Source organism: Pseudomonas khorasanensis (assembly GCF_014268505.2).
In the GTDB taxonomy this organism is placed as follows: Bacteria; Pseudomonadota; Gammaproteobacteria; order Pseudomonadales; family Pseudomonadaceae; genus Aquipseudomonas; species Aquipseudomonas khorasanensis.
Genome location: NZ_JABWQP020000002.1, coordinates 267605 through 280450, shown reverse-complemented (window position 1 = coordinate 280450; position 12846 = coordinate 267605). Strand labels below are relative to the sequence as shown.

General features: G+C 58.9%; 7 protein-coding genes and 1 pseudogene. 2 read left to right on the top strand and 6 right to left on the bottom strand.

Features of this window, described 5'->3' with window-relative positions; translation table 11 throughout:
- On the bottom strand, positions 1-3630 hold the full coding sequence (locus tag HU727_RS07365; RefSeq protein WP_186530074.1) for a Tc toxin subunit A: 3630 nt from the start codon (positions 3628-3630) through the stop codon (positions 1-3).
- A gap of 149 nt (positions 3631-3779) precedes the next feature.
- Complete coding sequence (locus HU727_RS25690; protein WP_225919808.1) at positions 3780-6938, bottom strand: hypothetical protein; 3159 nt, start codon at positions 6936-6938, stop codon at positions 3780-3782.
- 474 nt (positions 6939-7412) lie between these two features.
- Here HU727_RS25690 and HU727_RS26020 point away from each other — a divergent pair.
- Positions 7413-7499, top strand: a pseudogene (locus HU727_RS26020) (DUF6124 family protein); the annotation flags it as partial.
- A gap of 192 nt (positions 7500-7691) precedes the next feature.
- On the opposite strand, the gene HU727_RS07355 reads toward HU727_RS26020, so the two are convergent.
- Both HU727_RS07355 and HU727_RS07350 read right to left on the bottom strand, forming a co-directional pair.
- On the bottom strand, positions 7692-8051 hold the full coding sequence (locus HU727_RS07355) for a PilZ domain-containing protein (protein WP_186530076.1): 360 nt from the start codon (positions 8049-8051) through the stop codon (positions 7692-7694).
- Positions 8052-8275: 224 nt separating this feature from the next.
- Entirely contained in the window at positions 8276-8662 is a 387-nt protein-coding gene (locus tag HU727_RS07350) for a tetratricopeptide repeat protein (protein WP_186530078.1), read from the bottom strand.
- 173 nt (positions 8663-8835) lie between these two features.
- Here HU727_RS07350 and pyk point away from each other — a divergent pair, with 173 nt between their 5' ends.
- Complete coding sequence (gene pyk, locus HU727_RS07345) at positions 8836-10287, top strand: pyruvate kinase (protein WP_122589649.1); 1452 nt, start codon at positions 8836-8838, stop codon at positions 10285-10287.
- 284 nt (positions 10288-10571) lie between these two features.
- Here pyk and HU727_RS07340 read toward each other — a convergent pair whose 3' ends face one another.
- Together HU727_RS07340 and HU727_RS07335 are read right to left on the bottom strand one after the other, a co-directional pair.
- Entirely contained in the window at positions 10572-11507 is a 936-nt protein-coding gene (locus tag HU727_RS07340) for an iron-sulfur-binding ferredoxin reductase (RefSeq protein ID WP_186530080.1), read from the bottom strand.
- Complete coding sequence (locus tag HU727_RS07335; protein WP_186530082.1) at positions 11500-12606, bottom strand: GGDEF domain-containing protein; 1107 nt, start codon at positions 12604-12606, stop codon at positions 11500-11502. The genes HU727_RS07340 and HU727_RS07335 overlap by 8 nt, the downstream gene beginning before the upstream one ends.
- Between the last annotated feature and the right edge of the window lie 240 nt (positions 12607-12846).

The following is a 12846-nucleotide window of genomic DNA, read 5'->3' as shown; positions in this document are numbered from 1 at the left end:
TCATTTATCCTCCGGACCTGCAAAAGTGATGTATTCAAAAAAGGAGGACGATTCACCGGCCTCGGTAAAGACATTGATCTCGAATGTCCCGCCGGTAAGGCTTGAGATGAACACGTGCGTGAAGCCATCCTGGTTGGTTTGGCTCTGCGCTGGCCGGACGATCAACAAAGGTTCCTCGTCGCCGGGGTCCATCGCCTCGTATTGCCAGCGCACGAGGCTGTCTTTACCCAGGTTTCCATAGTCATCCCGGAGCGTGGCGTAGAGTTCGATTTCCTGACCGTACGCCACTGGTCCCAATGGCACCCGCGCCATCAGCGGTGGCGGAAATTGCAAGGTCAAAGCGTCGGCGACGACGTTGATGGTGGGTGCGGACTCCGCATCAAACAGATCCAGCCAGAACAGCGGAGTGTCCGTACCCATGACGCTGCCGGGTATGAACTCGGCCTTCACCGTGCCATCCATCTCCGTAGCCACCGTGGCAATGCTGCCCAATGTGGCACTCCAGTAAACATTGACACCGCTCAACGGCGTTCCCCCGCTGTCGGTGAGGGTGACGGTAAAGGTAATTTTTTCCCCTGGCTTGTTGGCCACCACCTCAGTGTTATCCACGACACAGGTCAGGGTGACGAGCTGCTTCAGGTCCTCGCTGAAATTCACCAGCGGCGCAGCGGATTCGGACAGGCTCAGCAATGCAAGCTCGGCGGCCTCCTTGTACGCCGGTTTGTCTACGGCCTCCGGCAAATTGCCTATGAGGAAAATCGTCAAGGCATCCATGCCGGTGTGTTTTGCCAGCACGCGAATGCGCATCAACAGATCCAGTTGCTTCAGGTTTTTCAGAATCTTGAGCGGATCAATGCGGTTAACGCATTCACGTACCTCTTGCACGCTCCAGTCAAAAAACTCGGCCAACCTGATCGACGCCACCTGCTGGGCCAATCGCAGCGCGGCCCCTGACAGATCTTGAGGCAGTGCATTGACCTCACGCAGGTAATCGAGAAATTTTTGCGCCGGTTGCTTGCTCAGTTCAAACGCGCGGGTGAGTGAGGTCAGGTAATAAAGCGCGTGCATGTTAAAGGCGTATTTATCGTATTTCTCTTCTAGATCTTCTTGATCGATCCAGGCCCCGTGGCCATAAGCCAGATAGTCCTGCAACAGCACTGCGCTGAGCTCAAGCTCCGCTACCACTGCACTGCGCCGGCGCACATCGGCCAGCAGCGCGAGCAGCGGATCAGGCTCCTCGTTGCGCCCCCTCACGGACCCATCGACACCCGTCACCGCGCGTTTGAGCACCTGCCGCAAAAACTGCTGGACCGTTCCCTTGGCCCACATCAGCACTTGCAGCGCCTGCTCGGCGTCGACCCCGGCATACACCGCGAGGCACTCCTTGACCACCGAGACCTGTGCATCTTTGGCCCGCAGCAGCACACCGAGCATCTTCTCGACAATGGCCGGGCGCTCCAGCTCGTATTTATCGCCGAGGCCGTCTATCACAGCCTTATCGAGTTGTGCGCGTGCATGGATCAGGTAGTCTGCGTCGGTGCCCGCATGGGACACGACCAGACCATCGCGATCAACCAGAACCGTCAGCAGATCCAGCCAACTCTGCCCCGGCAGTTCGGGTACGCCCGCCGCCAGTAACGCCGAGTTGGTGAACAGCGCGGCGGGCAAAAGATTGAGCACTTGTTCAAACAATCGCTTGTCAATGTCCGAGGCGGCCAGGGTCTGCGGCGGCGCGACGTGCTGCAACATCCACAACACCTCAATGTTGCGGTCGCTGCACCAGCCCACACACGAATGCAGGGCGTAGATCAAGTTCAACACGTCCGGGGTCTTGACGCGTGCCGGATGGATTTTGGGCACACCCGCCAGGCCATTGACCCACGTTTCACCGCCCAGCAGCCTCAGCATCACCACCCCTTCGACCGGCGTGATGCCCAACAGGCGCGGCAGTTTCACCAAACGGTAGAAACTGGAAATGATCGCCGCGTTACGCAGCAGCTTGCCATTCTTGATGTCATGCGCGGCGGCAATCGCCACTGCCAGGTAGTGATAGGTTTCCGGATCAATCGCCAGCGCACTGCACAGCTGGGAAACCGTCAAGTCGAAAGCGCCCTGTTCAGGCGAGACCGGAAACTCTCCTGAATCGAGTTTGAACGGATCCGGGTATTTTCCGCGGTCATTGAACACTTGATCGAATTGCGAGAGCGCTTCACCGCGACCGTAGAGCGACAACTCGTCGAGAAACACGGCAAAGTCCGCCGCTGTGCAGCCGTAGCGTTCGCGCAGTGACTGAAACAGCCCCAGTGCATGCATAGTTTTTTCGGTAATCCACCACAGATTGGCCTCCGCGCCGCTGCGCACTTCAGCTTTGATGGCCGCCACCAACAACGCATCCACCTGCTCGCTGGGCAGCTCCAGCCATTGATCCAGACGCAACTTGCGGTTCATCCGGTCGTATCGGGCGAGCCCCGAGGCATCATCTGGACTTGCGGACAATCTGTGCAAAAACGAAGAGCCTCCGCTGCCTGTAATACTGACAGCAGGATGGGTATTAGCGTTGAGGTAAACCGAACCGGAACGCCCGCTTTCCGGTTCTGTTGGCACCGCTGTCGGGTACTCTACGTTGGCGGAGCGCACGGGCGCGAAGCCACGAACGGACAACAAAGCCTCAAGCCCTGGAGTGTCGAGTTTGGTTCGCTCACCGAAGAACGGCACTTGGTTGAGGTTCTGCCATGAAAGCTTATCGGCACCGAAGTTCAGCCAATAAAAATCTTCGCGGTCCCCGATCGTTGCGGCAGGCACCGTCAGCAACTGCCGCTGATAAGGCCCCAGCCGCGACGCATGCGCCAGCGCGCGACCCGCATCGTCGTCCCAGGCCTGATCCTGAAGAAAATAGGGAAAGGAGAGATCCACCATGTGCGCGAAATTGCCCACGGACAGACCGTGGTGACGGGCGACGCCATCCAGCGTGACCCAATGCTGGTAGTAAGGAAGCCCATTGGGATACCGCGCCTCGATCATCGCCTGTTCGAGTTCAACTGAAGGCGCATGCTTCTTGATAAACTTTTCCAGCACCGAAACAATGATGTCGACCGATGACACAGATTGATGCACCGCATTGAAGTCGACCAACAGTGGCTTCAGGTCTGTGCGGCGATCATGCAGTGGCAGTCTGAGAATATCGGTTGGCGCAGACTCGATGCGCTGGTCGATCCACCTCATCAGCTCAATCAGATACGCCACTGGCGAAGCCAGAGACTCAAGAGCCTGCGGCGGGCAAGCACTGTCGAAGTCGGGACTGAACAGGCGCTCAAAATTGGGGCCTTGAACCATCGCCAGCAAACCGCTGCTCGGCCCTGCCCCCTCGGTATTATCACTGCGCAGGCTATGTTCAATGAACTGGCGCCGCACATAAATGGCCATGCTGTTGGCCCGCCGCAAAAACTGCCGGGCGTCATCCGGACTGATGCTGAAATCCTTCACCAAGCCCTGCACACCCTTTTCCACCAGAGGAAAGATCGAGCCACCCGCCTCGATGTAAGCATTTAAGCCAGCATAGGAGGTGCGTTGCTCCTCGCTGAATACCTGCTGAAAAAGGTGTTGAGTGGGGCGGATCACCAGGTCATCCATGGTCAATTTCCTTGAATCGACGAGCGTGTTCGAACAGAGAACACGGCTGTCGGGGGCCACTAGTTGTGTGATTGAATCTGAGCCTGCAGGGGGGCGATGTCTACTGTCATAACTAACAGTAGACACGACCATTCATCGGAAGACAGATATCAGTTTGAGGCAGGTGCAGGGCCTTCAAAGCGTTCGCTTTCAACCCAGTCGGAAACCGTCGCCGCGCCCGCGCCATCAGTGATGGTTTGCTTGAATCGGCCCCAGTGACCGCCACCGGGCAGCGGCTGTATGGCTTCTCCCTGCCAACCGCCAGCGCCAACGGGAAGGTTCGCCGACCATTTCACATCGGGGTTGTACCAACTCACAACCTGCCCGACACCCTGCCTTCCCAAACCTTCGAACACGACCGGGTTGTTGACCCAACGTCCCGCCGCCGGCACATCGATGGAGGGCAGATACGTTCCCAGTACAACCGATCGCGCGGACGCGGATGACTCGAAGTCACCGCTCGATGCCGCCACCACCAAGCCGCACACGCCGCCGGGATGATCGAGCGTCACCGTCACCGACCAGGTGCGATCCTCCAGCACCGGGCTGCTTCCCAGCGGGCTCTCGCCCAGTTTCACCGTTACTGTGTCACCCGGCACGCCGAAGCCCGAGACCACCACACGCGGGCCGATGTGCTCGTCCACGGTCGGGGTCTCAATGAACGGTGCGGCAGGGACAACGTTATAGGTCAGCAGCGGGCTGTCCCTGGAGGTCTGGACTTCGAAGAATTGCTTGGCCCGGATCGTGGTCACGCCAATCGGCAAGGTCACTTCAGCTTCCCAGCGACCGCCGGCACTCACAGCAATATCCTTCAGCAGAGGCTCGGTCGCGCCCACTAGCCAGACCTCGACCCGTCCTCTCGGCATGCCGGTGCCTGACAGTTGCGAGGTGCGCGGCAGATCGCTGCCAGGCTGCGGCACTTCAAATGTTGGCGGCAACAGCACGACGATCGAAGACACTGGTTCGCTGCGCAGGGACTGGCGACCGTCCAAGCTCTGTTGGGCGTCGATGGTGTAATGCCGAAACTCGAGCGTCTTGAGTTCGATTGACCATGGGCCATCGCTGGTCAACAACTTGGGTTGGCCTAATGGCCTGTCGAACTGCGCGTCGCGCAACTGCAGGGTAGCGTCTTTCAGACCATTACCACCCGTTACGATCAGATCGCGGCCAACTTCTGCCTCCAGAGGATCAATCGTCGGTTTGGGGATGGGCTTGAGAACGGTGAACGTTTTTGATGCTGGCGGCGAGAGTTGATCCGCAGCGGTCTGGGTGACCGTGACGGTATAGTTTTCCGGGGTAAACGGGTCTGTACGGCGATAAGACCAAACCCCTCCGGTAACGGAAGCCAGATGTTCAATGGCGGGTTGGTCACTGTACTTGAGTTTAACGACCGCCCCCGGCCAGCAGGTCCCGTCGATCAGTGGAGAGACTTCACCCGGGGGAATATCGTTGATGACAGGCGCCAACGGCGCAATCGTCACTAACAGGTCGACAGGATCAGAAACCGTGTCGCCCAACTTCTGCACCACACGGACAGGCCGCGCCTTGGTCGGGCCCCATTCAGTGTAAGCCTTGGTCGACCATGCCTGATTAACCACTGGAGCCGCCCCGGCCACCAAGGCTCCGGACCCACGATCCGTTACCTCAATGGTCGCTCCGTTAACGCCGCTGCCGGAAAATGTCGGTGTATAGACAGCGGTATACGTCACACCCGTGGGTGGGCCGAGCACCAGATTGACGGGAAACGTATACGCCGGCGAAGCGATCCAGCCGTTGCTGTTGTCAGGCACTTTTTGTATGGCCGAAAGGCTGTAGTTGCCCAAGGGCCAGTTTGTCGCGGTGGTTTCCCACTTGCCATTGACCACCTGCACAACTGGAGGCGCTGCTCCGGCGGGGCCGCTGACGATGGTGATCTCGACAAATGCGCCCTCATGGCCCGAGCCGGAAAACTTCACGCTGGTTGCGGACAAAATGTCGTCGGTGACGCCGGTCAGCGCCGGTGGGCGGATTTTGAAGGCGCGAGGGGTACTACGTTCCGATTCGTTCCCGCTGAATGTTTGGGTCGCCACAAGTGATACAGGGCCCAGAGGGACCGTCACACTTGCACTCCAGGTGCCATCTGACGCCACGGTATCTGTACCGACAATGTCTTGTGTCAGATCGATATAGACCTTGACAGTCGCGCCGCTGAAACCTCCATTACCAGCAACGGTGAATGCGTGGGTCTGAATGCTATCGGCGGCAGGCGAGGTAATGGCCAAAACGCCCGCTACTTTATAGGTGACAGGCGCTGTAAAACCTTCAGGAAAACTCGCCAGTATGAATTTGGAATCCACCGATACTGGGCCGGAGGGTAATGGAGAGGCTGGGATATAGGGCGCTTCCCATGTACCCGCTTCCGATACGCGTACGTCTGGCGCCATACTGAAATAATGGTTGTCAGCATTGACCGTTCTCATTGTGGTTCCGGGAGCGCCGATGCCCTTGAAGATAACACCAGGTTCCAGATAGGAATTAGAAGCGGGTCCAGTAATGGCGGACAGATAGACCGTCGAAGTAGCGGATTTCAAAGAGTAGGTGTTACCTATGTTCTGCAGGGCGTGAAAAGCAAGGGAATTTCCTGACATAGGAACAACCGCAGTCCACTTGCCATCTGGCTGAATGACTGCTGGAGCTATCATATAGCCGCCGCTGTTATGGACATTGATCGTACCGCCAGATATCCCCCCCGCCCCGGATACTGGAAACGTTCGACTATTAACGTTCCGGATTACATTGATTGAAGGAGCAGGTACGACAAACGATATTGTTTTTTGCCCTGTAAGATTGGGATCGCCACCAACACCGCGATCATATATAAATGAAAAGAAAACAGTTGCACCCGCTCCATTTGCAACTATCTCACCGCCGTCACTAAGGGTATACCAATTTTCATCTTGTTTAGCATCGTCATTATTTAATTCCACCCACCCCCAACTTCCCAAGGCCGTGGAGAACTTCATGTGTATATTCCCGCTAGTACGTCCATTGTTCGCGGCGCGATAGCTCCTTGCAAAACAATGAAATTTTGCACCCTCATCACTCCACCAGGTTTCCACTTGGAGGTCGGCCCATATACCTGAATACTCAGGAGTCGTGGCACGAATAACATATGTCTCCGAAGCTTGGGAGGGAGCAACATAGGTTTGTCTGACGCTCTCTTCAACGACAGACAAGTCTTTCGAAAGTTCGTCAGGCTCAACGATTTCAATATCATCTTTCTTATCCATGACTCACTCCGTGCGTGTTGATCTGGGTGGCGATGCAGTCAATACTCCTAGAGTTATTGAACGCCAATCCCTGACTCTCAAGCACCTGTCAGATCTGACAGTCCAGACGAACGGTAACGTTTCCCACAGCCCCCTACGCTTGCGTCCTGCAATTGGTAGAAGGCGGCTACGATGCTTGTGCCTTGCCTACACATCCCTCAGAATCCGCCGGCTTGTGCACCTTGGCTTTGCCCCGTAACTTGATCCGCGTCGCTGCCAATCAGCGATCGGGTTTAGTCGCCCGGTAGGTATACGAAGGTGCATAAGCATCATCAAGTCGGGTATTCCTATCCCCGCACTCGATGGTGGCTGTGCGCAGGGCGCCCTCGGGCGCGCCGGTAATTCGTATGCCTCCCGGTCGACTAACCTGCGTACAGCCGCCACCCCCTCGTTTAGTCGCGAGTCGGTGGTAGCCCTAATAGAGGCAATACGATCATGTTCAAAGCCACACCCAATCCCCCACCCGAAACCGACCCGGTTTCCCCCTACGCCACCCTTGATTCAAAAAAGCTCCACGATGCTGGTGGAGCGGTCGCTGGATAACGAGCGGGCGATTAAGCCGGCCTGGCCTTTAAGCACTGACCGTCTGGTCTGACGCCATCGCGGGCAAGCCCGCTCCCACAGGGATCTTCGGTGAACACACAATAGGTGAACACCATCGAAACTGTGGGAGCGGGCTTGCCTGCGATGGCAACAGTGAAAGCGCCGCAGCCTTCAGGCCGAAGCAGGCAGCGGCTGGAAACTGAAGTACTGCTTCAATGCCCTGATCAATTGCCCATACTCCGGCGGTGCCCGTTGCAGGCTGAAGCCGGCGTCAAAGTGGTGGGGGGTTGCGTCCTCGTGGCACCACAGACAATACGCGACCAGATCGATCAACTGTTGGCCGCCTGCATTGCAGGGGACTTTCAGACGCAGATTGAATTCCACTCCGATCATCACCGGTAGCGGGCTGATGAGCATCAACCCGTCCTCGGACACGTTGCCCAGAAAACCAATGGGTTTGTCGGTGACGCGGTTGAACACTCTGAGGAAATACGGCAACTGATGCCGTTGGATCCGGCGGTCGGTAAACATGCGCAGTTCGCCATGCAAGGCCCCGTCACAGAGCCGCTGTGCTTCGGAACGCGCCGGTGCAACAGGCACGCTCTCCCCGCTTCCGGTGTGACGGTCGCTATTGCGCCGTTACTTGACGACTGCCAGTCGCAGGTGTTGCCCCGGTTAGAGACTCGGCTCTAAAACCAGTTCACTGGACTATAGCTCAGCTTGTACAGGCATCCAGAACTTGTAGGACAAAACAATTAGAAACGGGTGGGACGCACGACGGCCGCCGCGCTGCGGGTCGGGTAATGGCCAAGGCTCTGCAGGGTTTCCAGACGCGCGCGGGCGCGGTAGGCGTATTCGCTGTTGGGGTACGAAGCGATGATGAACTGGTAAGTCTGCACCGCGTCGATGTAGAGCTTTTGCCGCTCCAGGCACTGGCCGCGCATCATCGACACTTCCGGCCACACGTACGGGCGGGCGCGACTGGCGCGTTCGACCTTGGACAGTTCGAGCATCACCTGCTCGCAATTGCCCCGCTCATAAGCGCTGTAGGCATTGTTCAAATGATGGTTCATCGACCAACGGGTACAGCCCGTCGCGGCGAGGACGCTGATGGCAAGGGCGGCAATGGGCAACAATCGCATGGGGGGTTCTCCTGTCTTGTGCTCTGTATCGACCCCTGGTCGAAAATCTTCAGGCGTGCTTGTCCCAAAGTTGCCACGTTCAATAAAGAAAACGATAAGTAGTGCAAACGAACAATGACTACACCCCCAGAGCATAGTAGCCTCTGCATGCGCTTGAACTCAGGAGTCTTTGCATGTCCGTCCGTCGTACCAAAATCGTCGCTACCCTTGGCCCGGCCAGTAACTCGCCGGAAGTTCTCGAACAGCTGATTCTGGCTGGTCTGGACGTCGCCCGTCTGAACTTCTCCCACGGCACCCCCGACGAGCACAAGGCTCGCGCGAAGCTGGTGCGTGACCTGGCTGCCAAGCACGGCCGCTTTGTCGCCCTGCTCGGTGACTTGCAAGGCCCGAAAATCCGTATCGCCAAATTCGCCAACAAGAAGATCGAGCTGAAGATCGGTGACAAGTTCACCTTCTCCACCAGCCATCCGTTGACCGAAGGCAACCAGCAAGTGGTCGGCATCGACTACCCGGATCTGGTCAAGGACTGCGGCGTGGGCGACGAGCTGCTGCTCGACGACGGCCGCGTGGTGATGCGCGTCGATACCCAAACCGACGATGCGCTGCACTGCACCGTGACCATCGGCGGCCCGCTGTCCGACCACAAAGGCATCAACCGTCGTGGCGGCGGCCTGACCGCTCCGGCGCTGACTGAAAAAGACAAGGCGGACATCAAGCTCGCTGCAGAGATGGAAGTCGACTACCTCGCGGTGTCCTTCCCGCGTGACGCCGCTGACATGGAATACGCCCGTCAACTGCGCGACGAAGCCGGCGGCACTGCATGGCTGGTGGCGAAGATCGAACGCGCCGAAGCCGTGGCCGATGACGAAACGCTCGACGGCCTGATCAAGGCCTCTGACGCTGTCATGGTTGCCCGTGGCGACCTGGGTGTGGAGATCGGCGACGCCGAGCTGGTGGGCATTCAGAAGAAAATCATTCTGCATGCACGCCGCCACAACAAGGCAGTGATCGTCGCGACCCAGATGATGGAGTCGATGATCCAGAACCCGATGCCGACCCGCGCCGAAGTGTCCGACGTGGCCAACGCCGTGCTCGACTACACCGACGCTGTGATGCTCTCCGCTGAGTCCGCTGCCGGTCTGTATCCGCTCGAAGCCGTGCAGGCAATGGCGCGCATCTGCGTCGGCGCTGAAAAGCACCCGACCGGCAAGACCTCGAGCCACCGCATCGGCAAGGAATTCACCCGCTGCGACGAAAGCATTGCGCTGGCGACCATGTACACCGCCAACCACTTCCCGGGCGTCAAAGCGATCATCGCCCTGACCGAAAGCGGCTATACCCCGCTGATCATGTCGCGCATTCGTTCTTCGGTGCCGATCTACGCGTTCTCGCCACACCGCGAAACCCAGGCGCGCGCCGCGATGTTCCGTGGCGTCTACACCGTACCATTCGATCCGGCTTCGCTGGAACCGCACGAAGTCAGCCAGAAAGCGATCGACGAACTGGTCAAGCGCGGCGTTGTGGAAAAAGGCGACTGGGTCATCCTGACCAAGGGCGACAGCTACCACACCACCGGCGGCACCAACGGCATGAAGATCCTGCATGTCGGTGATCCGCAAGTCTGAGTGACCGGTTGCAGAAAAACGAAAGCCCCGCCATGTGAATGGCGGGGCTTTTTGTTGTCCGGGCGGTTGAGGCGCAGGGTCAGCAAACCGCGCTCGCGTTGCAGCAGGATGGCTCGGTCATGGCGTGTCTCAACGATGTCGGGCTCGCGAAGATTCATTGTGGCGAGGGAGCTTGCTCCCGCTTGAGTGCGCAGCGCTCACAAGCTTTCAGGGCCGCTGCGCAGCCCGGCGGGAGCAGGCTCCTTCGCCACAGGACACTTCGAAACCTGAAGAAAGTCCAGCGCTCAACCACGGCTCACAAACACGTCGGCCAGCAGTTGATTGCGCGGCAGTCCAGCCAGGTACAGACGCTTGGCGAACGCATCAACACTGGCCGTCGAGCCGCAGACCAAGGCCAGGGTTTGCCGGGAAACAAGGCGCAGTTGCGCCAAAGCGCCGGCTGACTCGGCCGCTGTCCACAGCTCGACGCTAAGGTTTTCCCGCTGCGCAGCCAGTGCGGCAAGGGGTTTGGCCAGATAGTGTTCGCGAGCGTCATCGGCCAGGTGAACGACACGGATGACGCCTTGATGATCCTGACGCAGGGCTTCGCGCAGCACGCCAAACAAAGGGCCCAGTCCGGTGCCGGCGGCCAGTAGCCACAGCGGTCGGGCCTGCCAGTCCGGGTCGTAATGCAAGGCGCCACCGCGCAATTCGCCGAGACGGACCGGGTCGCCTATCTGCAATTTTCGCGCGGCATCAATGAATTCGCCGGGCTGACGGCAATCGAGGTGAAATTCCAGGAATCGATCCTCTTGCGGCAGGCTCGCCAGCGAATAAGGCCGGGCGATGTGATCGATCCACAGCACCAGATGCTGGCCGGCGCTGTAGCGCAATGGCCGTTGCGGTGTCAGGCGCAGACGCAGGACGTTGTCGCTGAGCCAGTCCAGCGCTTCGACCACAGCCGGGCGCCCGTCGGCCATCGGGTCGAAGGTATGCACCTGCAAGTCTTCGGTTAACTGGCACTGGCAAGCCAACCGCCAGCCCTGCTGACGCTGCTCGGCACTCAAGGCGTCAGGGCGATTGTCGGCAGGCAGACCTTGTACGCACTGCACCAGACAGGCGTGGCAACTGCCGGCACGGCAGCTATAAGGCACGGCGACGCCGTTCTGATTGAGAGCATCGAGCAGATTGCTGCCCGCCTCCACTGTCCAGTGACGATCACCGACGCGAAGTTCAGGCATCGACATTCTCCCATGCGGCCGCACATCGATTACGCCCGTCACGCTTGGCCCGGTACAGCGCCTGATCGGCGCGCTGCAGGGCCTCGTCCAGATCATCGCCGACGGCCAGCAGGGTCATGCCGGCCGACAGGCTCAAGTTATTGACTTGCAGGCCCATCAGCTCAACCTCGGTGAAGGCGATGCGCAAACGCTCGCAGCAGGCCGTCAGCCGCTCGGCATCGCAGTCGGGCACCAACACGACGAACTCCTCGCCACCATAGCGCGCCAGTACATCGCCGTCGCGCAGACAGGCCTGAGCCACACCGGCAAAAGCCTGCAACACCTGATCGCCGGCGGCGTGGCCGTGCAGGTCGTTGATGCGTTTGAAGTGATCCAGATCGATCAACGCCAGACCGTGCATCACGTCGCTGTCCAGCGCATTCAGCTCGCGGGAGGCAATGCGCAGGAAATGCCGGCGATTGAACAGCCCGGTCAACTCGTCGGTGGCGACCAGGTCTTCGAGCTGGCGCATCATCCCGCGCAAGGTGTCCTGATGCGCCTGCAGTGCAAAGCGGCGCTGACGCTGGCGTTGCCGCGACACCTGAACGAAACGCGCATACAGCACCAGCCACGCCAGCACCATCGCCAGAATGCACACCTGCAACGCTGCGAGCGCAGGCTCGGCCAGACGGAAGTGGTAAGCGTCCCACAGCGTAATCGCGGAAAAACTGAAGAACACCAGCAAGGCGCAGCGGATGAAAACGCGCCGGGTGAGATGGAACAGGCCGAACAGCAGGATCAGCACGTAAAACACCAGGAACGCGCCGCGCGCTTCGTCGACGTGAGCGATCAGCCAGGTCTGCCAACCCAGCCCCATCAACACTTGCGCTTCGGTCAGGCTGGGGTCGGCGAAGCGTTGGTTGCGCCCCGTCCAGAACATCGCAAAAAGGCTCGCCTGGCTGATAACAACCAGAGCGCTGCCAATAGCCACGCCACTCAGGGATTGCTGGTAATGCCCGGTGAAAAACGCCAGCCACAGCAGCAGCAAAGCCAATCCGTAGGTGGCCGCAGCGAGGGCGAAGCGTTTGAGCAAAAGGCGTTGAATGGCGTTATGGGTCAATCGTTGACTCACCGTGCGATAGGAGGCTGACCGAGTGTCCTACTCTACAGACCGGATGCCACTTTAGAGGCCCGGTCGCTAAATGACCATCGATTTTCGGGCTCGAAAATTGACGTCAAAAGTGTGGCCCACTGATGCCGCCAGAAGCCCCTCACCCTAACCCTCTCCCAGAGGGAGAGGGGACTGACCGGGTTGTTAGTTCGAGCTGCGCCGACGTGAAATACCGACGCGAACTCAAGT